Origin of the sequence: Arcticibacter tournemirensis (assembly GCF_006716645.1) — a bacterium.
Classification (GTDB): Bacteria; Bacteroidota; Bacteroidia; order Sphingobacteriales; family Sphingobacteriaceae; genus Arcticibacter; species Arcticibacter tournemirensis.
The window spans coordinates 2,561,817-2,585,714 of the sequence record NZ_VFPL01000001.1 but is presented as its reverse complement, the minus strand read 5'-3'; the positions used below and the strand labels follow the sequence as shown (position 1 = coordinate 2,585,714).

Sequence of the window (23,898 nt, the reverse complement as noted above, 5' to 3'; positions counted from 1 at the left end):
AGCATTATTGAACGGTTAGTTTAGTCTTTAAAAGATCTTTATCGAGCGAGCTGCTTCCCACCATCAGCGTAAAAGTACCTGACTCAAGAACATACTCCGCACGACGGTTATAATACGCCAGCTCTTCTTTGCCTATCGTAAACGAAATCGTTTGCTTTTGTCCTTTATCAAGAACTATCCGTTTAAATTTTTTTAGTTCTTTTACCGGCCGGGTGGTGGTACTATAATCATCACGGATATACACCTGGGCCACTTCTTCCCCTTTCCTGTCGCCTTTATTCGTTATTGTTACCGTGAGCGTCACACTGTCACCCGCTTTTATAGCAGACGACGATACCTTCAAGTCGCTATAAGTAAAGGATGTATAGCTCAGCCCGTAACCGAAAGAATAAAGAGGTTCCTTTTCGCCGTCGATATAAGGGTGCAAAAACAGCGAAGGTTTGTGGTTATACACCGTGGATATTTGTCCGACGTGCCGTGGAATGGTGACCGGCAATTTTCCACTGGGATTCACTTTTCCGAAAAGAATTTCTGCCAGCGCCTTTCCTCCCATCGATCCGGGTTCCCATGCCTCCACGATAGCGGGGATATTTTCAGCAATCCACGGCGTAGCCAGCGGCCTGCCGTTAACCAGAACGACAATCACCGGAATACCGGCTTTCTGTATCGACTCGATCAATGCGTTTTGTTTTCCCCATAGAGTAATGTCCATGCGATCCCGGTTCTCTCCGCACGTTTTCTCTTCCCAGTGCTCCCTGAACGAATCTTCTCCAAGCACTACAATGGCCAGATCAGACGATTTGGCGACACTTACAGCCTCTTCTATCTTTTTCTCATCCAGATTCCTCAGGTTCCACCCAACATCCACAAAATTCACTTCTGAAGGCGCGGCCTCCTGCTGTATGCCCTTCAATACCGTCCACACGTTTTCCGTCGGCTGATCAAATACCCAGTCGCCCATGATTGACTGATTATTGACATTCGGCCCCGTTACGAGGATTCTCCTGTACTTCCCGGCCCGGATCGGTAGCAAGTTGTTCTCATTTTTCAGTAATACAATGCCCCGTCTTGCTATTTCGAGCGCTGTCTGTTGATGTTCTTTAGTAAAAACAACCTTATGGATCATTTTTTCATCTACGTAGCGATTCTCAAAAAGACCCAACTTGAATTTTGCTTCCAATATTCTGTAACAGGCACTGTCAACCCTCGCTACGCTAAGCCGGCCTTCTCCGGTTAGTTGTTCTATATTGCCGGCAAATACCGGCCCATGCATGTGCATATCTACTCCACCGTCAACCGATAAGCGAAATGCTTCCTTCACATTCTCTACCTGCCGGTGCCTCGTGCTGATAGCTTCCATATCCATCCAGTCGCTGACTATAAACCCGTTAAAACCAAATTCCCGACGGACAATATCGGTCATCAGCCATTTGTTTCCGTGACACGGGATTCCGTTCAATTCATTATGTGCAGGCATCAGAGTGAAGGGATGCGCCTCCCGTATTGCAGCTTTGAACGGCGCCAAATATGTATTTCGCAGCTCTCCCTCGCTTAATTCAACCGGTGCCGCATTGGTTCCATTGGCCGGCACACCGCCCGCCACGAGGTGCTTGGCACAGGCAAGCACTTTATCGGTACCAGTAAAATCGTTGGTCTGCAACCCCCTGATCATCGCTATTCCCATCTGCGATACAAGGCTGGGGTCTTCTCCAAACGTCTCTCCCACGCGTCCCCACCTCGCGTCTCGCGCAATCTCTATATTCGGCGAAAAGGCCCAGTGTGAACCTGTTGCTCGCATCTCAACTGCTGTTTGTCGGGCCGCCTCCTCTACGAGGCCGGGGGCAAAGGTCGATGCCATTGTAATAGGAGACGGGTAAATAGTTGAACCGCGGACCAGCCCATTGCCATGAATAGCGTCAATCCCAATCAATAAAGGGATCTTCAAGCGGCTCTTTTCCGCCAGGCTCTGAAGATGGTTTGCCTCTGTAGCTGTCAAAACATGAAGAAAAGAACCTATTTCCCCACCGGCGACCATCCGCTCCACACCGCTCGAATGCAAGTCTTTGTAAAAACCCCTTGCATGTCCGTTTAGAAGTTCATTTTCCGTAACATTCTTTTCTGCCTCCCTCATATGCTCCAGACCAACATACTGAGACATTTGGGCTATCTTTTCCTTCAGTGTCATCTGACTCATCAGATTTTCGATTCGTTTTTCAATCGGAAGCCTGGGGTTAAGATAAGCAAGTTGAACAGTTTGCTTCTGGCCCCAAACTTCTGTTACTGAGATACAAATCACTGCCAATAAAATAACAGATATATTATCTTTTAACTTCATAGCCCATTTCTATTTTTCCACCTTCATATCAATGGTCATATAACCGGTGTTCGCATTCGCTGATCTTCCCTTGATCACTAAGATCCCGTGTTTACCCGCAGCAGTTTTAAATACAACCACATCGTTATCTTTCAATCCGGCCGTAGTTTCCAGTTCCGCCCCGCCACTATTGTAATAATTCCGGATCATCTCCCCGTTGTTTACAGAAGCAAACTGCTCCGGAGTAAGAGATAGTTGTTTAAGTATCGTTTGGTTGCGAACAGTCCAGTTTTCCATCGCATCGGCCCCTGATGCCGCTACTGTATAAATATTACTTGCAACATTGGCAAAAGTGGGCGATGTAATAAAATAGGCCCTCGTGCTGCCGCTGTAAAAAGCAATCAGATCAATAGAAGGACTTACTGCGGCAGATCCTGCAACCACATAGATCTGTCCCGATATCGCGTTCATAAACGGTCCTGCCACGGTACACTTTTGTGCACCCATTTGAATATTGTAATATTCATTTATCGTTAACTCTTCTACCCTCGTTACTGTAAGAGGATATTCGGCTTTCATGATGTTACCATTTGCATCCATCACTTCAAAAACAAATACAAGGCTCTGACCAATATCGACGGCCTGAGGCCTATAAGAAAAAGTATACACATCACTGTTAGGATCACTGAACGACGTTTTACTCAAGCCTTCCAGTTCTGTATTATTGAGATAGGTCTTTATACTCTTCAGTGCAATATCCGACGTCACAGAAATATCGAATATAACTACTTCATTGGAAGGAATACTCTCGGGAGCAATTTCCGGAATAGTTATTTTTATATTAGGCTTAGCTGATTGAATATACACAGGAAATTCCTTCGTTCCTTTGTTCCCCTCGCTGTCGAAACTTGCTACTACAAACAGTAAGGTATTCCCTACATCTTCTGTTTTGACTTTATATAAAGTACTATAAGTGGTGTTGGAAGTTCCGGCTGTATACTCCCTGCTGCTGCCCGAAATCTCCTCTCCGTCTAACATCGTCACAACTTTGCGGACATCCGATGACGACGCTATATTCAGTTCAATCGTCAATTCGTCATTCGGATACGCCAGCAAAGGGACATTCCCTGTCGTTTCATAACGAAAAGAAACTTTGGCTTTCGGTTCAGCAATCTCATCATCTTTGCTGCAACCAGAAAAAACAAAAAATATAAGACAGGATAACAATCCCGTCGTTAATTTCAATATTTTCATATCTACAATCTTTTAGAGCATTTTATTGAACCAGGAATGGAATTACCGCACTTGCAACTTTTTCATGACCCGCATCTCGTACAAATACGTACAGCCTGAAAGCACCAGTTTCGGATGGCGCCTTAAATGTGATTGAATTTTTAGTATTATCGTCAATAAGTCCTGATATCCCCGCCGGTAAACTACCATCAGATGCTGCACTTCCTTCTTTCATGATCATCCATTCGTAAGTCAGAGGATCTCCATCAGGATCTGAAGCTGTAACAACAGCCGTATTGGAAGAAGTCTTACTGACCGTTATTGCCGCTTCAGCCTTCAGCCCGTTCATCAGAACATCATTCCTCGTGGCGATAACAGGAGCACGATTTACCGGGTACTGCCCGGTCCACACATACTGCATTGCATCAACGGCCGGATAGGTAAAGCCCCGCTTATCGAATAACCCATACCAGTTTAAAACTTCTCCATGAGTCTGATATCCCCATAGAAAAACAAAAGAGCCAAGACATCCGTTATCCTTATTCGCTGCAATATAATTCTGATAGCAATCAAGGTAAATTGCTTCCTTCTCGCTGCTTGTCTGTTCTACCAGGCCGCCCCAGGGTAATACCCTCGTCGGTTCCGGACTCATCTGCCAGGTTCCCCTTGGACCAAATTCAGTGATCAAATACGGTTTCGTCCAACCTGCCGAACGAATATTGGAAAGCACACCGGGCAAATTAGGTGCATAAGAATTAACCGAAAGGATATCGATTTCAGGCGCCTTTTCCATGATATTCTTAATATGCTCTACATTCGATGATGCCAGTGCTGTTGTAGTAGGATGATTAGGATCAATCTCGTGGATCATTTCCGCGATATCATTCATAGCGTCCCATAATTTAGTATTCGTGTAGCTTGCTTCGGCTTCATTTCCGATAGACCACACCAAAAGAGCCGGATGGTCCTTAAACCGGTTCACAGCAGCCTTCATTTCTTCAAATTGAGCCTTCACAGCAACTTCATTATTGTAATCAAAGCCATCTGTTTCCCGTTTCAGATATAAGCCAAAATTAACGAACAAGCCCGCATGATAGGCTGAATCGAGGATTAGCCGGCTCTGGTCACTTACACCGTATGTACGGATTGTGTTAGCGCCATAAAGCGCGGCATTTGTATAAAAATTATTGCTGGCTACACCTTTTATATAAAAGTCCCTTCCATTAACAGTCATTTTCCATTTTCCGCTCTCCTTTACAAGCTCTGCTTTAGCCGGAGAAGCTCCCTCGACCTCTTCAAACGAAGCTTTGGGTATGACATAATCATCTTCTTTACATGATGATAAAAGCCCTGTACAAACAAAACTGAACAGGAGCAGGCATTTTAACGTCTTCATTCTTTATCTTTTTCAGGGGTCAGTAAGAGCTGGCCGTCTTTTAATAATCTGTCTCTTAACACATCATAGGATACTCTTTGCACCGGAAGTCCCGAGTCAATGGCAATGCAGGCAGCAGTCGCGGCTGATTGCCCGAGGATCATATATACCGGTTCCATTCGAATGGAGCTGTAAGCAACATGCGAAGCTGACATACATACAGGGACAAGCAGATTGGCACACTCTTCCTCCTTCGGAACAATTGAATAATAACTGATTGTATAAGGAACAGTGGGTGAAAAGATCGTACCCTCATTCTTCAGCTTTCCGTCTTTATCCAGCAGGCGCGATACATAATGGCAGTCAAGGGCGTATGAACCAAGCCCCACTGAATGTTCAGCCGGTACCCGTCCGTTTTTTATCACATTTTTCTCGGTCATTATAAAAGAGCCCACCATACGACGTGCCTCTCTTACATAGATCTGATAGGGAAAATTATCGGTATCACTGAACTCATCCTTAGGTAATCCCCATTCACGCATCTGAAGCCGAATATGTTCCGGTACCCGCCTGTCGTTGGCCAGAAACCAGAGCATACCTAATGCGTAATCCTTATGCTGCCTCTCTATTACGTCCCGTGTTTTATAATCTGTTTCGGCGTAATCATAACTGGCTCCAAAAAAATCAAGATGGTTTGTATCCGTTTTCTTATTCGGCATTGGGGTCAGAGTAATGATCTGTTCAAGCTTCGTCTCAGGTTCAGCTCTTAACTGACGGGCCAGCAGTTCGTACCAAAGTGGCTGATAGTTATTCGGTTTCCTGATAATACGTTTGTTCCGGGGATCATTGGTTAGAGTTAACCGGTAGCAATAAGCCTGTACCCTTTTGTCAGCAGCTCCCTGCTCTCCCCAGAGCTGTGGAGTAATATAAGGCAACAGTCCCGACTCCGGCTTCCCTTCCTTTACATAAGGATTAATCGACGACATATCCCTCCCCTGATCATAGTTCACGCGAATTCCGTTGAAGGTTTCATTATACTGACTATTTGCTTCCCGGCCTACTATATAAGAAACACCGGCATTGGCAAGTAAGTCACCTTCATAGCTCGCATCGATAAACATCCTCGCGCTGATTATCTTACCGCTTTCAAGAAGTATGCTTTTTATTTTATTTCCCTCTCTCATCGCAGCCTTCTTACGATTGAGCCGTTCGTTATATAACACTTCGACACCGGCATCCTTAAGCATTCCTATCATAATCTGCTCTGCAACATATGATTCATAGACCCATTGCATACCACGTTCGTCATTTTTCCCTCTATAAGTCCTTTTCAGTGTAGATGTCATGAACGAGTCCCTGTCCTGATTCTTCCAGGCCTCAGGATTAAGATAATGGGAGTATATTTTTTTATAGAACTCCTGTGTTATACCTCCAACGAGATCATTCCGGTTCATATCGGTAGCGGTAAGACCCGACGTAGCCAATCCGCCAACATGTCGATTCTTAGAAATAAGTACCACTTTCTTTCCCATGCGGGCGCCCTGAACCGCAGCTATCACTCCTGAGGCCGACTCGCCGTATACACAGATATCATACAAACCGGCGCCCGCTATTGTACGCGGCAACCAGACCACTCCCAGGAAAAATATGATCAGTATTAGTTTCTTTGTCATAAATAAAATGTGTTTTAGTTGTATCCCGCATTCTGCGGGAAGTTTTCAGCTCCCATGTTAATAACTTCAGCTTCCGGTATCGGCCACCTTACAAAATGAGGGTTGGCAGGAAGGTTAGTACGTCCGGCTATAGACGCCGAAATTTCCGGATCGCCGGCATAGTTTCGTACTTGTTCTATCAGAATTCCAAGGCGCTTTAAAAAATACCACCTGTCACCCTCAAATGCGAGCTCTCTTGCCTGCTCGTCAATAACATCCTTCAGAGTAAGAACACCGGTAAACTTATCGTTACCTGCTCTTTCCCAGGTTTTATTGTAGTAATATTTTGCTAATGCCTGGTCCCCTTTCATTAAAGCTGCTTCGGCTCCTATAATGTAAGTTTCGGCAAGCCTATAAAGAATTACATCCTTATATCCTCTCGTTTCAGAAGGAGTCCGGGTCCATATATCTCCATATTTTACACATCCGGGATACACATTTCTGTTAATCTTGCCACTTTTATAAAGTGGGAAATAGCTTCCCGGCGCAACATTGACCGATCCATATGCTATTGGACTATTGGTTGTGTTCTTATACTGATGTACATAGTAGGTTGTATACCGTTTGTCTTTAGCCTTATCATACAAGGAAAACAGGTAAGGACTCGGTAAACATCGTCCATATGTATATCCCCAGTTTTCATACGAACAGGCATACTCGGCAGTACCCCCAATTTCAGTACGGTATTGAGCAATAAAGTAGGCCGCAAAATAATTTCCCTTAGGGGTAGCTTCCGAAAGATTTCCTCCGGGATTCTTACTCCATTGCTGCACAAGCAGAGATTCCTCATGATTCAGGTCGGCAGCGTTGAAAACATTCTCAGCATTAACAAGATGAAATTTACCCGATTTATCTATTTGTTCTGCTTCGTTTAAAGCGGTAGTCCAGTCTTTGATCCACATGGCTGCCTTAGCTTTCATATGACGGGCTGCTGCCTGATTAAATCGTCCCGGTTCAGAGGATGTCCATGACAGATTTTCTATTGCATAATTCAGATCCGAATAGATAAGGTCAAAAACATCCTTTTGCGATGCCGCATAGTACTCTCGCGGGTCGTTAACATTTTCAGGGGTAGTTGGTGTCGTATTCAGCCAGATGCGGTCGAAAGTCCGGTACAGCAGGAAATACGACTGTGCCCTGAAACATCTCGCTTCAGCGACCGTTTCTCTAAGGGAAGGCGAGTCTTCCATTTCTTTTGAAGCATTAATGATCTCGTTGGCTTTCCCTATGATCTGGTACATCGTACTCCACATGAAACCAACCTGAGAAGCGGACGGTTTAAGAAAATTAGGATCATAAGTTCCAAAAAAATTACCGGTTCCCCCGTTTGTTACGGCAAGGTCTGTAGCTCGTTCAAGAGCAAAAATGGTGGCGTTCTCAGTGTCGTTGGCATAATACCGCTGCAGTGCATAAAGAGCATTCGTGGCAAGCTTCAAACCTTCAGGAGTGCTGTAAATATATTCTGCAGAATATCTTGTCTCATTTTGCTCATCAAGAAAATCAGAGCACGACGCAAACAGAAAGACGAACAACCACGCTACAGTAAATTTCTTTTTCATAATATGTAAATTAGAATGAGACATTTAATCCGAACAACAGTGTTTTGGGTTCCGGATAATCACCCGGATTCTGTTCAGGACCATAGGCATGAACATCTGATTTTGTCCAGAAATTCGTTAAAGTCGAGTAAATACGGATACTCTCTGTACGTAATTTTCTTGCGAACGTCACGGGTACATTAAAGCCAAGCGTTACATTTCTCAGGCGTATATACGACGCATCCTCATAGGCCAGCGCGCCGATGTAAGCAGGCTGCTGGGTCATATTCGGAGCAGGCGCCTCGTTCGAAGGGTTATTCAGAGTCCAGTAGTTTCTTCTTATTCCGTTTCGTTTTCCCGTCATATCCCCCCCTGTTTCAAAAGTCGCCAGGTAGGGATTATATATTATTCCGCCCTGCGACACAAGCAAATCTGCAGCCAGATCAAAAGCTTTCCAGTTAAGAGTCGTCCCGAGGGTCCCTATCCATTCAGGATCACGCTGCATTATGATCCTGTCGTCGGCCGATATCTGATGATCACCGTTCACATCTTTAACCCTTATACTTCCCGGTGTTGCCGCAGGCATATATGAACTTGCAATATCAACATCCTTTTGCCATATTCCATCGAACGCATAATCATAATAAACATTGATCGGACTACCAATAAACCAGTTGTTGTTGATATCGTCCTTTGGCTTTCCGGTATTATCAACCTCTCCGTTGATCTTTTTTATCTTATTCCAATTCTGCGTATACGAAAGATTAACATTCCATGAAAAACTCTTACTATCGACCACTACCGAATTCAGAGAAAGTTCAACCCCACGGTTTTGTACATGACCAAGGTTGACCATCTGGTTAGCGTATCCGGAAGTTCTGGAAAGCGACCGGCTTACGAGGAGGTCGGTGGTTTGGGTATCATAAAACTCGAACGCCCCGCTGATCCGCTCTCTAAGGAATCCGAAATCGAGTCCGGCATTTGCCGATGTGGATGTTTCCCATTTCAGATTCGGGTTCCAAAGATCACTTCCCGGGAGATAGCCTATTGCCGTGGAATTACCAAATTCCGTAAGATATTTATCGGCCAGACCAAGGGTGGTATAGGGAGTTACACCCTGGTTACCTACCTGTCCGTAACTCAGGCGCAGTTTTAAATTAGATATCCATACTGATTCCTTCAAAAACGGCTCTTCTTTTACACGCCAGGCAAAAGCAGCCGACGGGAAATAACCATATTTATTATTTTTTCCGAATACAGACGATCCGTCAATTCTCATGGCCGCTGTAAACAGGTATTTTCCCATGAAATTATATCTGAGTCTCCCGAGATAAGAGAGCAGTTTACGATCAGACAGTTCCCAGGATGGACTTCCGTATTCAGAAGCCGAGCCAATTCCGTTGTATGAAAGATCGTCATTCGGGAAACCAGTACCATTCAAACCGATATTTTTCCATTTTATAACATTCACGCTTTGCATCAGCGTGGCGTCGAGTTGGTGAACCTTACCGAAATCTTTCTTGAAGTTGAAGATGTTTTCGAACAGGTAATCATTTGCAAAGCTGGTTGAAACCGTTGCACGACCGTCGTTATTCCTGCCGGTTGTATGGTTGACACCCTGATAGGTATTACCATGAACAGTTCTGTTACTTATACTGGCATTTGCCCGGTATGATGTGCCTTTGGCAAGTGCTATATCCGCAAAAACATTAATCAGCAATCTTTCTGTCTCACTTTTGTTCTCCGAATTATTTATATTCCAAAGGGGATTATAATGTGATTCTCCGGCTTCTGTTACATCTTCACGCAAGGACCCGTCGTCATTATATACTTTAGCAAGCGGAGGCATGGTGATAAAGGAGTTGAACGTTCCGTCGGCTGTATTTTTCCACGATTTCATAAAAGAAATATTAGAGCCAACCGTTACATTCTTTGATAATTTCTGGTCGACATTCAGACGTCCCGTCAATCGTTCAAAGTCTGAGTTAAGCACCATCCCATCCTGACTAAAATACCCAAGACCAAGTGCATACTTAGTTTTATCATTCCCCGACTGAATAAATACATCGTGTTTATGCTGCCAGGCCGGATTAAGCATTAGTTTTTCCCAGTCAACCCATTCTCCTGACTTCAAAGCATCCAGCATCAGTCCCCTGAATGCTTCCGTTTCATCATAATAACCGTTAGCATTATAAAAAGCTTCCTTCCTGTATGCCGCCCACTCTTCACCATTGTAAAACTCAAAGTTCCGGTTCAGACTTTGTGATGCCGCGTAACCACTATAACTTACTTTGGCTTTACCCGAAACACCCCGTTTAGTAGTTACCAGAATAACCCCGTTGGCTGCACGCGCCCCGTAAATAGACTGAGCCGATGCATCCTTTAATACTTCTACGGACTGAACATCGTTCGAATTGACATCATCAATACTCGCCATTGGAACACCATCTACAATAAAAAGAGGAGCATTATCTCCAGATAACGACCGGCGCCCTCTTATGAGAATAGACGAGCTTCCGCCTGGTGCTGCATTACTCATAGTTACCTGGACACCTGCTGCGTTCCCCCTCAACATTTCTCCGAGACTGGTAGAGGGAATTGTATTTAGCTTCTTGGATGAAACGGACGAAATAGCCCCGGTTACATCACTTTTCCTTTGTACCCCATATCCTACCACTACCACTTCATCCAGCTGGCGAAGATCTTCACGAAGCTCTGTTCGAAGCAAAGCAGGGATATCCCTCGTAACAGGGATTTCCACAGGTAAAAAACCCATATAGGTAATTTTAAGTATTGCACCTATGTTCGCTGTGATGGTGAACCTTCCGTTCATGTCGGTTGAAGTACCTTTTGCCGATCCTTCTATCCTCACAGTTGCTCCAATAACAGGCTCCCCTTTACTGTCGGTAACAATTCCTTTTATTACCTTGTCCTGAAATGCTTGTTCTGAAACTGCTCCGGATCTTTCGGCATCTGCATAATGCAAATTTGAAAGAATGATACTCTTATTAAGTACCGTATACGATATACGAGTCCCCCTGAACAGATCATCAAGAACTTTAAATACGTCCTTTCTGTCAACCGTCAGATTAATCTTTCTGTTAATATCAAACTGTTTGGTGTTATAGAAGAAGGTATAACCGGTCTGTTCCTCTATCTTTTTCAGAACATCCTCTACTCTCCGGTCCTTCTCTTTCAAACTTATCAGCTGTCCGTAACTCGTAGCAGCGTTTGCAATACAAACAGAGAGAAATATTGCGAAAAAAAACAGCTTCATGTGTAGTGGTATTTTTAGATTGGTTAGCCGTACTGTTTTTACAATCCAATAGCATTGGACATAAAAATTTTTATCCATAAATTTGAATGATTACAAGTAAAAAAATAGGTTTAAGACTTGGTTACAGTCAAGTCTGATCTGTTTACATACAGGGAAATACGCCAATATTTTCCTGTATGTTTTTCATGTCATGTCTTGGTATGCTTCATGTTCATCCTTTAGTGGTTAGTAAATTTCAATAATTGTATTAGTGGTTTCCGCTGGCTTCGGTTTAATATAACGATATCTGATATTCGAAGACAGTTCAAAATGCTTGAGAATATTTTCCAATTGCTGATTAACAAACGTACCTGTAAAGTAATTCTCTTTCAGCCCCGGATTAAGTATTCTGAATTTTACATTAAAGCGTTTCTCAAGCATCTTTAAAGCATCACTTAATGCTGTATTATGAAAAACGATCTTCCCGTCTCTCCAGGCAATATCGGGACTCACATCCACGGTATACATTTTAACAGTTGCCTGCGATTTATTAAATACAACTTTTTGGTTCGGATTTAACAGCACTCCTGCCTTCTTATTCTCATTGTTGGTATAAACTAAATTTATCTTACCGGTTAAAAGCGTTGCAGAAATATTCTCCATTCCTTTGTACGCTTCTATATTAAACTGCGTTCCCAGCACTCTTATATCCACACCCTCCGATGTAGCGACAACAAATTCACGCTCTGCGTCTTTTTCTACATCGAAGAACGCCTCCCCCGATATTTCCACCTTTCGTTGCCCTTCCTCAAAACTCATCGGATATCTGATATAGGAATCTGAATTCAGCCAAACTTTCGAGCTGTCGGGAAGTGTAATTTTTGTAACCATCCCGGGATTTGTCCTCACCTCAACAAACTGTTGACCATACTTTTCCATCTTAAAGAACAGAAGGTATAATAAGGCACCAATAAGCGGAATAAATAATATAGCCGCCGCACGTTGAAAATAAAAAAGAGCAACAGGGGTAGTTTTTCTTTCCCGGATGTGCATCCTTTCCCTTACCTTACGAAGTGCACCCCGCGTATCGACAGTATTCATTACCGAAAAAGCGTCCCCGGCTGCAATGATGTAGTACACCTCTCTCGCAGCCTTCCTGTTTTCATCAGAAAGAGCGATCCAGTCCTCTACCTCTTTTCTTTCCTCTTCTGTTAACTCATTTGAAAAGTAACGGATAAGTGTTGATTCATTTATGTCTGGACTTCCGGTCATTTTTGTGCATTCAATGTATATATGACTAACGACAAAGAAAATGTCCTAAACAGACAGGTGATTTTTATTCTTTTTTTTCAGATGCAAAAGAACGCGACTAATTATCAAAAGGTTACTCCCCAAAAAAACAGCTTTTAAACGCAGAACGCGCGTTTCCTTAAAAAATTATCGCTTATATTTGAGATACAATGCGTTTCAGCATCCTTTTATAACGGTGATAAAAGCAACGATTCAGACTGACGAAATACTCTACAAAGCCATCTGCAAGGGAAGCTATAGTGCATTTGATTCCTTGTTCATAAGATATTATCCGAAATTATGCGCCTATGCAGCACAATTTGTAGACATGGAAGATGCCGAAGAAATCGTTCAGGACATCATGCTATGGCTTTGGGAAAACAGGAAAAACGCAACAGTCGATACTTCTGTCCAAAACTACTTATTCCGATCCGTAAGAAATAAATGCATCACCTTAATCAATAGAAACAAGGTAAAGCAGAAAAGGGACAATATTCTGCAGGCTGAAATGTTAGGCACATTCAACGATCCCGACTTCTACATTTTCGAGGAACTTAAACAACGGTTAAAGACTGCAATATCTGCGCTTCCCGAATCATACAAAGTAGCCTTTGAAATGAACCGGTTTCAAAATATGACTTATAAGGATATTGCATTAAAGCTCAATGTTTCACCTAAAACAGTCGACTACCGCATCCAGCAGGCCCTTAAACTCCTGCGCGAAGAACTTAAAGAATACCTGCCTTTAGCATTACTATTGTATTTAAACTGACTCTTGCTTAGCCCTTAAAATACTAAACAAGCATGAACTACTCATTTTTTAACCGCTAATAACGATACCCAAATACACTTACTTCAGAAGTAACTATTATTATTGCTGCCATCGCACAGTATACAAAGATAGATTCCGATTCTTTTGAAAGGCTGCGACAAATACTATTGAGAAAGTACGATATTAATTCGGCTTCCTATCGGAATCTGAACTAAAGTGTCACTGGCAACCGGGTTTTGCCTGATAATTACGGCCTTTGAAGTATCCGCTATAGAACCTTCGTAAATGACCTCTCCAATACTTAATGAAGAACTACCTCCGGATGCGGCAAGACGCGCTTCATTGAGAGTCAGGCCGATCAGATTCGGAATATCGACTTCGGCATCACCTTTGCCATCACCCAGCGTGAGATTTATACTGACACCCTTAGGTACGACATCGCCGGCATGAACAAATTTCCCATTCAGTGATGCTCCGAGAACAGTATTTAGTGAGACATGCGACCTATAAGTCATGTTTCCAATCTTTATACCGGCATTCAGAAGTATTGCCTTCGCTTCCTCGAGCGGTTTATTTTCTATATCGGGGAAGCTGATATCGGGCGGGTGCTTTTTTACTACAGTTAAATAAATGGTACGCTTTGCTTTAACCGTAGTATTAGGGGCGGGATCCTGTTCTGTGATAGTCCCTCCAGGCAAGTCAGCAATGTAGAGAGAATCAATGGAATACCTGAGTCCCCTGTCTCTTAACAAAGCCACAGCCTCCTCAATTTTCAAGCCTTTTAAATCAGGAACAGGTAAGGATTCACCATGCCTTGTATAACTTCTAAGTGCAAAGAATACTGACACAATAAGGATAATTACGGATAGGATAGCTAGTAGGAAATTTTTACGAAATTCTATCGTCCGCAGGTATAGGAAAAGCCTATTCATATATTATAGAGTCGAAGATTACTTCAGTATCAGCCTCTATCTATCATCTCAGCGATCATCGTCTCAAACATATCATAGTTCTCTTCATTAATAAAAAACTGAGAGAATACTATCCTCCCCTGGCGATCTATCAGAAAATTCACCGGTGCCCCTGAAGCATATAATGTTCCTTTATCCCATTTCGGATCGTTCTGCAAAGGAATGAAAGTATATCCGGAAGATTTCATATAAGAAACAACATAGTCGTCCTGTTTATTTATGAGGTTGATACCGACGTATTTTATATCTTCCGCATACTTCCCGACAGCTTTTTCAAAAAAAGGAAACTCACGGCGGCAGGGGCCGCAGCCTGGAAACCAATAAGTCAGCAATACTACTTTACCTTTTAAATCACTCAACGATACCTTCTGTCCATCGAGAAAATTAACGAGACTAAAATCCGTAGCAGGTTTAGACAGGCTATCCCTTATTTTCCAAATATCTATGTACAGGCTGTCCTTCGAAATATTCATGTCTCCTGCATTAGCTAATAACGCAGAAAAAACCTTATCAGACGGCTTCTTACTATAGTAGAGAATAAGGCTGTCATAGGCAGCCTTCAATAAATTATTGTACTTATTCACTTTCGCCTTCAACAACAAGAGGCTTTCCTCTGCCATAATATGCTCTGCCTTGTGAGGATCCATCAAGTCTATTGAATCTGCCACTTTGGAGGCCTGACTCAAATCACCAGCCAGAAGCAAAGAATCTACTGTGAAAAACTGACGGGCAACCCTTTCTTTATCCACCCAATACCACTTCTTAAGCTTTCCGTCATTCAGAATCTTCCGCACCAACAAATGCGCAGCCCGGGGGTCTTCATCCAAAAGCTCGAGAAAATACAATGACAATCCAGATTCTGCTTCGGAGAACTTTGCACCCGAATATTCATTATATAAGCTGTCGTACAAAACTTTCTTTTTCTGCTTATCCTGAGTGTCCTGCGCAATTAACGACAGAGCCCATGCGCTGTTAGGATCCCCCTTAAATTTTTGAATCAACTCCGATAGCAGCGTGTGAAATTTCTCCTGATCCTTGTTTTTATAGTAATACGCGTAGTTTAAAAAGTCTTTTGATGTTGCGTTACCGGTATTTAACGCCTTCAATAAATAATCCTGCTCCAGATTTCTATCTCCCCTTCTGACGGCATCATATGATAATAAAACCCAGGCCTCGGCCATAAGAGAATCGATTTTAACGACACGAAATAACCAGTCCCTTGCCTGAGGTAATTCCAGATTGGCATAATACCGGCCTATGGCAAATGGCACCTCCCTGATATATGGATATTTGGCCGCCCATACAACATACTGCGAATCGAGAAGCTGATTCTTTCCCCTAAAGCTCCTGATAAACTTGTTATGGAGATCCAGATTTTTCATGTCAGTTTCAACAGCCTTTGCTAAGCTTAGCTGCGCCGCCCTTTCAATCGGCGTTGTTTTGTTCGCCTTTACTTGAGCTTTCAAGCTATTTAAGCCAGTTGTGTGAACTATTAATAAGCTGACAAGAATAGATTTCACGGAAGAATAAAATGTTTTTCTCATGATTAGTTCATTGGTTTTTGCGATTAATGTTAGGATAGTGGAGGCTACCCCATAAGCTTTAGATTTCTGGTTAGTTACTATATCGTTAGTAATTACTAAGCTACAAAATAAAAACCAGCAGGACAAAGAAGGAAATACAGAAAATTTAAGGGGCAGACTAATAAGAAATCAGTTCAGGCATCAAACAAAAAAAGGTTGCTTCACGATATCGCGAAACAACCTTTAATGTTCTATTATTCAGTAAACTTCAGCTATTACTCGCCAGCCGGTTTACCTTCAGGCTTTGGAGGCCTTGGCAGAAGAGCTTTTCTGGAAAGCTTCAGCTTGCCTTGCTTATCTACATCCAGAAGTTTCACACGAACTTCGTCACCAACCTGGAATATACCGTCCATCGTTTCGTAACGTTTCCAGTCTATTTCAGAAATGTGAAGTAATCCGTCTTTGCCAGGAAGGATCTCAACGAAAGCGCCGAAAGGCATGATCGATTTCACCTTACCTTCGTAGATCTCTCCAACTTCCGGTTTAGCTACGATGCCTTTAATACGTCTTACCGCACTGTCAATTGCATCTTTATCCGGAGCGAAGATACTAACGATACCCTGATTATCTTTTTCTTCGATAGTGATCGTAGTATTCGTTTCGCGCTGCATTTCCTGGATGATCTTACCACCTGGTCCGATTACCGCGCCGATAAACTCTTTGTCTATCTTAAGCACTACGATACGCGGAGCGTGAGGTTTCAAGTCAGTACGTGGTTCAGCAAGAGTCTTCTTCATTTCGTTCAGGATATGAAGACGGCCTTCCTTAGCCTGTTCTAACGCACCTCTTAAAACTTCCCATCTCAACCCGTTGATCTTAAGGTCCATCTGGCAGGCAACAATACCATTTTCAGTACCGGTTACCTTGAAGTCCATGTCACCTAAATGATCCTCATCGCCGAGGATATCGGTTAATACAGCATATTTTCCGGTTTTCTCATCGGTAATTAAACCCATTGCGATACCAGAAACCGGAGCCTTTAATTTAACCCCTGCGTCCATAAGCGCCAGTGTACCGGCACAAACAGTTGCCATAGACGACGAACCATTCGATTCAAGGATATCAGAAACTACGCGGATTGTATACGGATTATCATCACCTTCAGGAAGAACTTTCTTCAATGAACGCTGAGCCAGGTTACCATGGCCGATTTCACGGCGACCGGCGCCACGGTTCATACGAACTTCACCTGTCGAAAAGCCAGGGAAATTGTAATGCAGGATAAATTTCTGATAACCATTGATAAAGGCTCCGTCAATCATCTGCTCATCCAGTTTCGTTCCCAGTGTCACTGTAGTCAGTGATTGGGTTTCGCCACGGGTAAATACAGCAGAACCGTGTGCAGCAGGCAAATATCCTACTTCACTCCAGATCGGACGTACGGTGCGTACATCACGGCCATCCAATCGGATTCCTTCGTCAAGAACCAGATTACGGACAGCGTCATACTGTACATCATGGAAATATTTCTTTGCAAGGAATTTCGTAACATCATCAACTTCTTCACCCAGTGTAAGGATGAACTCATTCTGAATCTGTTCGAATTTTTCAGAACGCTCGTGTTTTGCAGAACCCGATTTAGCAATTTCGTATACTTTCTGATACGTTGCAGCATACACACGTTCCTTTAATTCAGGATTACTGTGTTCATGAGAGTATACGCGTTTTTCAGTCTTTCCTGTAGCTTCAGTCAGTTCGCGCTGCGCCTGCACCTGTACCTTTATGGCCCGGTGTGCAAATTCAATCGCTTCAACCATTTCCTCTTCAGAGATCTCACTGCACTCGCCTTCCACCATCACGATATCGTTTTCTGAACCAGCAACGATAAACTCGAGGGTAGCACGTTCCAGATCGCTCATATAAGGGTTAATTACAAGCTTTCCATCAACCTTTGCAACCCTTACTTCAGATATAGGGCCGTTAAACGGAATGTCAGAAACCGCAAGCGCTGCAGAAGCAGCAAGTCCGGCTAATGAATCCGGCATGATATTTTTATCAGCAGAGATCAGGGAGATCATCACCTGCGTTTCAGCATGATAATCTTCCGGGAACATCGGACGCAGTGCGCGGTCAACCAAACGTGAGATCAATACCTCATAATCTGATAAACGTGCCTCACGGCGAAGGAAACCACCCGGAATACGTCCGGTAGCTGCATACTTTTCCTGGTAGTCAACAGACAGGGGCAGGAAATCTACACCTTCTTTTGCTTCTTTAGACGATACAACTGTAGCCAGGAGCATTGTATCACCCATTTTTACCACGACAGAACCGTCAGCCTGTTTGGCCAGCTTGCCTGTCTCGATTTCGATTGTACGGCCATCGCCTAAATCGAACGACTTTTTAATTAAATTGTAACTCATCTTGTGTTCATTGCAATGTACCTTTCGTCTTTAGAAGTACATCAATAATTTATTTTAGACTTTTTGTTTGCTAAATTAAACTAAAAAAGCCATCCCCGGATGAGATGGCTTTTAATTTTTAAAAAAAAGAATTATTTGATAGTTTTAATGATATCCCTTAATTCTAATGCTTTGATGATAGCACGATATCTTTCAATGTCTTTCTTATATAAATAAGATAACAATGCACGACGTTTACCAACTAATTTTTGAAGTGCTAACTGAGTAGAAAAATCTTTCCTGTTTTTCTTCAAATGCCCTGTTAAATGAGCAATACGAGTTGTAAATAATGCTACCTGGCCTTCGGCAGAACCTGTGTCTTCGGCGCCTTTGCCATGTTTGGCAAAAATCTCTGCCTTTTTCTCTTTACTTAAATACATTACCTGAATAGTATTAAAGCGTTAAACCATCTGTTAATTAGGGGGCAAAGGTAGGATTAAAAAAAATACAAACCAAATATTTCAGCGACAGATCCGATGGCTGCCGGATACTTTTCCCGACCGAAAGAATAATCATTTTTTACACAACGCTGTTTGATTCGCTCAGGAAAGGCTGAAGGAAAAATCTACTTTTGTGCCTTCCAAAAAAACAGAGGCAGATTGCCGAAAAACATAGCAAACGAAAAGAGCACGGGCAAAGCAGATGATCACAAACACAGTAAAAACTAAAACGTTAAAGAAAAAGAATCAGGACATATCAACATTCCTCGCTTTTGCCTTACTTCCCCTCTCTGGTTTTGCTACCGACGTATACCTCCCCTCTTTGCCATCAATGGCCGCTTCGATGGGAGTAAGCAGTATACAGGTACAGCTTAGCCTGAGCCTTTTTCTCATCAGCTACGGAGTGTCCCAATTGTTTGTTGGAAGCATCCTCGATAGCTTCGGAAGATATAAACTCTGTCTCGTTTCACTCGTCATATTCGGCATTGCAAGTCTCGTCATCGCATCTACTCATAATATCTATCTTATATATTTCATGAGAGTGATTCATGGTATCACCACGGCCATCATCATCGTGGGGAAAAGAGCATATTTTGTAGATGTATTTAGTGGAGAGAAATTAAAACACTATTTAAGTCTTTTTTCAATCATCTGGTCTACTGGCCCCATTGTAGCTCCGTTTATAGGCGGACACCTGCAAACACATTTCGGCTGGGAGTCGAACTTTTATTTCCTTGCAGCCTTCGCCTTTATTATGGTGATCCTTGAGCTCATTTATAGCGGAGAAACGCTGAAACACTTTACCAGCTTCCACCTCGGTAACATAGCCGGTGTATATGCCCGGATGATCCGCACATCGAGCTTCAGCCTGGGCATCGTAATGCTTGGACTTGCCTATACCATGGTAATGGTTTACAACATGACCGGGCCCTTCATCATAGAGCACCATCTCAAACTGTCGCCGGTAGTAGCAGGCTACAGCTCCCTGTTCCTCGGACTGGCATGGATGGTCGGCGGTTTTGCCGGCAAAGCCACTATCAACCGTCCTTTCTTCAGAAAGATGTTCATAAATCACGGATTTCAGATAGCCTTTGCAGCAGCGATGATCATCAGTATCAGCTTTATTGAAAATCTTTATTCTATGATCTTCTTCGCCTTTATAATCCATGTAACCGCGGGATATACCTTTAATAATTACTTTACGTTCTGCCTCGGCAAATTCCCTAAAAATGCCGGTATCGCCAGCGGACTCACCGGCGGAATTACGTATGTAATCGTATCCCTCCTCAGTTATGGAATTATCGAATTCCTACCCGCCAAAGACGAACACAACCTTGGCTACAGCTACCTCATACTGGCAATTTTTGCGATGGCAGTGATGACAATTATCTATAACATGAAAGAGAAAAATAAAGAATAGCAACACTCAACTTTAAACTCTGAACACTCAACCCTTAACTTAAAACGTACAACTTTCAACTCTGAACCCTCAACCTTCAACTTTCAACTTTCAACCCATTCAGGTACCTTTGCTAAATGGACGACCTTTTAGTGCTTCCTGTTGAATACCGGGGAGAATCCCTTAAATTTGAAACACGCATCTTCAGCTACGGATATACATACCGCGTAGAAGTAGACATCGGTGGCTTTAAAGTGATATTTGAACCCGACGAAGAGCGTAATTACCGGGCGATCAGCAGTGCCGAACAAATGGACAAAAAAGAAAATATGCCTGATAAAGACCTGTTACAGGCTATAGCCCTGCAGCTACAGGCGCTTCATCAATAAAGCAATGAAGACAACAAACATTTACTGAAGAAACAAACAACAGATCCGATAAAATGATGGACTCCCAGAATGACCTCAAATTAGCCGTATTAATCGACGCCGATAATGTTCCTTATGCCAATGTAAAGGAAATGTTCGAAGAAATAGCGAAATACGGCACGCCAACGTTTAAAAGGATATATGCCGACTGGACTAAACCGACAGTCTCCGGCTGGAAAAAAGTCCTTTTGGAGAATGCCATCACTCCCATCCAGCAGTACAGCTATTCAACCGGGAAGAATGCATCCGACAGCGCCCTTATTATCGACGCGATGGATATTTTATATACCGGCAAGGTCGACGGATTCTGCATCGTCTCCAGCGACAGCGATTTCACGCGACTCGCCACCAGGCTGCGTGAAGCAGGCATGAAAGTGATCGGAATCGGAGAAAAGAAAACATTAAATCCATTTATCACTGCATGCGATAAGTTCATCTATATTGAGATCCTTGAACAGAAAACGGTCGTCCCTGCCGACAATGACCCTAAGAAGGAATCGAAGAGCAAGACTGCGTCGAACAATACACCGATAAGCAAGATCGACCCCAGGACGATCAAACTATTTACCGACAGCATCAGCGACCTTGCAGACGACGACGGATGGGCCTTCCTGGCAGAACTTGGCAACCTGATATTAAAAAAGAAACCCGACTTCGACCCGCGAAATTATGGCTTTTCAAAAATGCTGCCGCTCATAAGAAGCATGAACCAGTTCGAAATCGACGAACGGGAAACCGGAAAGAACCACTTTAAGCATATTTACGTCCGCAAAAAATAGGTCTTATTCAGCCGAGCTGATCACTATTTCGCCGCCTTTCTTAAACAGGTCGTGTGATACGAAATAACCCTTATTGGTCGCTTTATTAACAGTGATACCGGTCATCTTGCGGCCATTCCCTGCCTTCTTGATAGAAAGCACTTTTCCGTTGGCCGTTTGCCATTTCACCTCATCAAAAAGAGGAACAGTAACGATGTATTCATCGTCAACAGCGCAATAAGGATATAGGCCTAAAGCACTGAATACGTACCACGACGACATTTCGCCTGCATCATCCATACCACATAAAGCCAGTCCGTCCTCTCCTATTCCGTAAAGATTGTTCATGATGTAATCAAGCATCTTCTGCGATTTCTCGGGCTTCCCGATAAAATGATAAGCAAAAGGCGCTTCATGATCAGGCTGGTTACCATGACAGTACTGCCCCACCATTGTTTCAACATTTCTTGCAATATGTTTCGGATTCCAGGGCACCGAGAAAAGCGAATCAAGTTTCGATTCAAAACCCTTTTCTCCACCATATAAATCAATCAAACCCTTCATATCATGCGGTGCAAAGAAAGAGACCTGCCAGGCGTTAGCCTCGCGATACATGTACTCGTAGTAAGGATACTGCGGATCAAAATTCTTTACCCACTCGCCGCTTTCCAGCCGCCCCCTCATAAAACGCGTCGAAGGATCAAAAACGTTCCTGTAATTCTTTGATCGTTGCATGAGCACGCGATAATTGGCTGTGTCGCCAAGTTTTTTGGCCATCTGTGCAAGGGCGTAATCGTCGTACGCATATTCCAGGGTTTTAGAGACGCCCGCTTTCGCCTTCGTTTCTACATGTGGAGCAGCGATATCAGGCTCTGAAATATAGCCCTTTTCGATATATTCCTTTATAAACGGACGGGTACCGCCCTCTATATTTGCATTCCGGAGCAGCAGTTCATAAGCTCCCTTCACATCAAAACCATCTAAACCTCTTAAGTAAGAACCAGCTATAAACGATGCTGCATGGTCCCCATGAAAGAATGTAGGTATAAAGCCGGTTTTGTCGCCCATGTCCTTCAGCGATTTAATCACATCAACCGTTACTTTAGGAGAAGTTATAGCCAGGAGCACTAACTTATTGCGATATGTATCCCATAAGGAAGGAACAGTATAGTAATTAAAGTCGGCCTTTATAACCTTTCCCTTAACGTCGGTATATTCACCGTTTATATCGCTTCTTAACGCTGGCCATAATACTGCCCTGTACAGCGAAGTATACAATAACTGCTTTTGCTTTTCTGTTCCACCCTTTACCTGGATCTTCGACAAAAAAGTTTCCCACGTCTGCGTACCTGCCTTAAGTACTTCATTAAATGATTTTCCGCCTATTTCCTGCTGAAGATTTTGTTTTGCATTCGTAACACTCACAAACGACAAACCTATTTTTAACTCAACAGGACCTTGCTTCCCATCACTTATATTTAATAAGGCACGGCCCCTGCGCGTACCCTCACCAATCTTTTCCAGCTTGCTGATCGGGTTATTCAGTTCGGCATAGAAATAAATCTTCTCGCCCACGTCCTGAAAACCCTGCACCGCATTCGTTCCTACCTGTTCAATTTTCCAATTGTTAACTCCATTATTAGCCTTAGCGAGATCAAAAAGAATCTGCCGGCCTTTATTATCGGCAAACTCGTATTTATGATACCCACACCTCAAAGTAGAAGTGAGACTAACATTCACCTTATAGTCGCTCAGAAATACCTGATAGAACCCCGGCGAAGCGCTTTCATTCTTATGGGAGAAGTGTGAGCCGAACTTTTCAGACGAACTTCCCGATGCCGAAACCGGAAGGATGGGAATATTACAAAGATTCCAGTGCCCTTTGTTGGTATGAGTGAAACCATAGATCATATCATCCTCGTACTCATAACCGGCACCAGAGCCATATTCAGTGATCGGGCTTAACTGAACCATTGCATTTGGCAATGAACTACCCGGATATACCAGTCCCGCCCACGACCGCCAGCCTTCAGGAAGTGTATAACCTAAAATCTTCGGGTCTGTAAGAGGCGCCGTACCAATAAAGGGGTTTACGTACTTTGTTAGGTTAGTTTTAGTCTGTGCATTAGAAACTGATGCCGTCTTAAAGAGTATAACCAAAACAAGAGAAGCTAAAGCCGAAATATTTCTAATTCTATTCATCATCTTAGGAGCTCTCCCCACTTCATAGTTTACACAGAAGTTGGGAACAAAAACTGATTAATTAAGGTCAAATATAATACTTAAAACGTTTTAGCTATAAAATATATTTTTTAACATCCCGGGCAAGGATATCCGCTTCGCACGCACTTCTGAAATGCTTTTGCGTGGTAAGGCACCATCTGGCGACCATACTTTGTCTTCCTCCTGTGCTTCTTCGGTATTTTC

General features: G+C 43.2%; 16 protein-coding genes. 4 read left to right on the top strand and 12 right to left on the bottom strand.

Annotated elements, in window-relative coordinates; translation table 11 throughout:
* Positions 1 to 4: 4 nt before the first annotated feature.
* The 7 genes from BDE36_RS10755 to BDE36_RS10725 all read right to left on the bottom strand — a co-directional run bounded on the left by BDE36_RS10755 (position 5) and on the right by BDE36_RS10725 (position 12,700).
* Positions 5 to 2,335: a glycoside hydrolase family 3 N-terminal domain-containing protein gene (locus tag BDE36_RS10755; RefSeq protein WP_141814852.1), complete on the bottom strand. Its 2,331-nt coding sequence runs from the start codon at positions 2,333 to 2,335 to the stop codon at positions 5 to 7.
* Between the two features lie 9 nt (positions 2,336 to 2,344).
* Positions 2,345 to 3,568 carry a hypothetical protein gene (locus tag BDE36_RS10750; protein ID WP_141814851.1) on the bottom strand — a complete coding sequence of 408 codons (1,224 nt, stop codon included), beginning with the start codon at positions 3,566 to 3,568 and terminating at the stop codon, positions 2,345 to 2,347.
* 22 nt (positions 3,569 to 3,590) lie between these two features.
* Complete coding sequence (locus BDE36_RS10745) at positions 3,591 to 4,943, bottom strand: glycoside hydrolase family 2 TIM barrel-domain containing protein (protein ID WP_141814850.1); 1,353 nt, start codon at positions 4,941 to 4,943, stop codon at positions 3,591 to 3,593.
* Positions 4,940 to 6,595, bottom strand: a complete 1,656-nt coding sequence (locus BDE36_RS10740; RefSeq protein WP_141814849.1) for an FAD-dependent oxidoreductase — start codon at positions 6,593 to 6,595, stop codon at positions 4,940 to 4,942. Before BDE36_RS10740 ends, BDE36_RS10745 begins: the two co-directional genes overlap by 4 nt.
* A 14-nt stretch (positions 6,596 to 6,609) precedes the next feature.
* Positions 6,610 to 8,193, bottom strand: coding sequence for a RagB/SusD family nutrient uptake outer membrane protein (locus tag BDE36_RS10735; protein WP_141814848.1), 1,584 nt, complete (start codon positions 8,191 to 8,193; stop codon positions 6,610 to 6,612).
* 10 nt (positions 8,194 to 8,203) lie between these two features.
* Positions 8,204 to 11,449: a TonB-dependent receptor gene (locus BDE36_RS10730; RefSeq protein ID WP_141814847.1), complete on the bottom strand. Its 3,246-nt coding sequence runs from the start codon at positions 11,447 to 11,449 to the stop codon at positions 8,204 to 8,206.
* 225 nt (positions 11,450 to 11,674) lie between these two features.
* Positions 11,675 to 12,700, bottom strand: a complete 1,026-nt coding sequence (locus BDE36_RS10725) for a FecR family protein (protein WP_141814846.1) — start codon at positions 12,698 to 12,700, stop codon at positions 11,675 to 11,677.
* Positions 12,701 to 12,878: 178 nt separating this feature from the next.
* Here BDE36_RS10725 and BDE36_RS10720 point away from each other — a divergent pair, with 178 nt between their 5' ends.
* A complete protein-coding gene (locus tag BDE36_RS10720) occupies positions 12,879 to 13,490 on the top strand; it encodes an RNA polymerase sigma-70 factor (RefSeq protein WP_235904245.1) in 612 nt (203 codons plus the stop codon).
* Between the two features lie 164 nt (positions 13,491 to 13,654).
* Here the strand turns inward: BDE36_RS10720 and BDE36_RS10715 are convergent, their stop codons facing one another.
* The 4 genes from BDE36_RS10715 to rpsO form a co-directional block, all read right to left on the bottom strand.
* On the bottom strand, positions 13,655 to 14,338 hold the full coding sequence (locus BDE36_RS10715; protein ID WP_235904246.1) for a PASTA domain-containing protein: 684 nt from the start codon (positions 14,336 to 14,338) through the stop codon (positions 13,655 to 13,657).
* A 113-nt stretch (positions 14,339 to 14,451) separates the two neighbouring features.
* Positions 14,452 to 16,005, bottom strand: a complete 1,554-nt coding sequence (locus BDE36_RS10710) for a TlpA family protein disulfide reductase (protein ID WP_141814844.1) — start codon at positions 16,003 to 16,005, stop codon at positions 14,452 to 14,454.
* Positions 16,006 to 16,259: 254 nt separating this feature from the next.
* On the bottom strand, positions 16,260 to 18,407 hold the full coding sequence (gene pnp / locus BDE36_RS10705; protein WP_141814843.1) for a polyribonucleotide nucleotidyltransferase: 2,148 nt from the start codon (positions 18,405 to 18,407) through the stop codon (positions 16,260 to 16,262).
* A gap of 131 nt (positions 18,408 to 18,538) precedes the next feature.
* Entirely contained in the window at positions 18,539 to 18,826 is a 288-nt protein-coding gene (rpsO, locus tag BDE36_RS10700) for a 30S ribosomal protein S15 (protein ID WP_141814842.1), read from the bottom strand.
* Positions 18,827 to 19,088: 262 nt separating this feature from the next.
* Here rpsO and BDE36_RS10695 point away from each other — a divergent pair, with 262 nt between their 5' ends.
* From BDE36_RS10695 to BDE36_RS10685, 3 genes are all read left to right on the top strand, one after another.
* On the top strand, positions 19,089 to 20,306 hold the full coding sequence (locus BDE36_RS10695) for an MFS transporter (RefSeq protein WP_141814841.1): 1,218 nt from the start codon (positions 19,089 to 19,091) through the stop codon (positions 20,304 to 20,306).
* Between the two features lie 116 nt (positions 20,307 to 20,422).
* Positions 20,423 to 20,674, top strand: a complete 252-nt coding sequence (locus BDE36_RS10690; RefSeq protein ID WP_141814840.1) for a hypothetical protein — start codon at positions 20,423 to 20,425, stop codon at positions 20,672 to 20,674.
* A 53-nt stretch (positions 20,675 to 20,727) separates the two neighbouring features.
* Positions 20,728 to 21,492, top strand: coding sequence for an NYN domain-containing protein (locus BDE36_RS10685; RefSeq protein ID WP_244939614.1), 765 nt, complete (start codon positions 20,728 to 20,730; stop codon positions 21,490 to 21,492).
* A 3-nt stretch (positions 21,493 to 21,495) separates the two neighbouring features.
* Here BDE36_RS10685 and BDE36_RS10680 read toward each other — a convergent pair whose 3' ends face one another.
* Positions 21,496 to 23,676, bottom strand: coding sequence for a GH92 family glycosyl hydrolase (locus BDE36_RS10680; RefSeq protein ID WP_235904247.1), 2,181 nt, complete (start codon positions 23,674 to 23,676; stop codon positions 21,496 to 21,498).
* Positions 23,677 to 23,898 lie beyond the last annotated feature (222 nt).

What these genes read in the sequence shown, in the direction of transcription:
- BDE36_RS10695 (WP_141814841.1), top strand. Translation starts at nt 19,089, where the DNA reads ATGATCACAAACACAGTAAAAACTAAAACGTTAAAGAAAAAGAATCAG.
- BDE36_RS10745 (WP_141814850.1), bottom strand. Translation starts at nt 4,943, where the DNA reads ATGAAGACGTTAAAATGCCTGCTCCTGTTCAGTTTTGTTTGTACAGGG.
- rpsO (WP_141814842.1), bottom strand. Translation starts at nt 18,826, where the DNA reads ATGTATTTAAGTAAAGAGAAAAAGGCAGAGATTTTTGCCAAACATGGC.
- BDE36_RS10725 (WP_141814846.1), bottom strand. Translation starts at nt 12,700, where the DNA reads ATGACCGGAAGTCCAGACATAAATGAATCAACACTTATCCGTTACTTT.
- BDE36_RS10750 (WP_141814851.1), bottom strand. Translation starts at nt 3,568, where the DNA reads ATGAAAATATTGAAATTAACGACGGGATTGTTATCCTGTCTTATATTT.
- BDE36_RS10730 (WP_141814847.1), bottom strand. Translation starts at nt 11,449, where the DNA reads ATGAAGCTGTTTTTTTTCGCAATATTTCTCTCTGTTTGTATTGCAAAC.
- BDE36_RS10710 (WP_141814844.1), bottom strand. Translation starts at nt 16,005, where the DNA reads ATGAGAAAAACATTTTATTCTTCCGTGAAATCTATTCTTGTCAGCTTA.
- BDE36_RS10690 (WP_141814840.1), top strand. Translation starts at nt 20,423, where the DNA reads ATGGACGACCTTTTAGTGCTTCCTGTTGAATACCGGGGAGAATCCCTT.
- BDE36_RS10685 (WP_244939614.1), top strand. Translation starts at nt 20,728, where the DNA reads ATGATGGACTCCCAGAATGACCTCAAATTAGCCGTATTAATCGACGCC.
- BDE36_RS10735 (WP_141814848.1), bottom strand. Translation starts at nt 8,193, where the DNA reads ATGAAAAAGAAATTTACTGTAGCGTGGTTGTTCGTCTTTCTGTTTGCG.
- BDE36_RS10740 (WP_141814849.1), bottom strand. Translation starts at nt 6,595, where the DNA reads ATGACAAAGAAACTAATACTGATCATATTTTTCCTGGGAGTGGTCTGG.
- BDE36_RS10755 (WP_141814852.1), bottom strand. Translation starts at nt 2,335, where the DNA reads ATGAAGTTAAAAGATAATATATCTGTTATTTTATTGGCAGTGATTTGT.
- BDE36_RS10680 (WP_235904247.1), bottom strand. Translation starts at nt 23,676, where the DNA reads ATGATGAATAGAATTAGAAATATTTCGGCTTTAGCTTCTCTTGTTTTG.
- pnp (WP_141814843.1), bottom strand. Translation starts at nt 18,407, where the DNA reads ATGAGTTACAATTTAATTAAAAAGTCGTTCGATTTAGGCGATGGCCGT.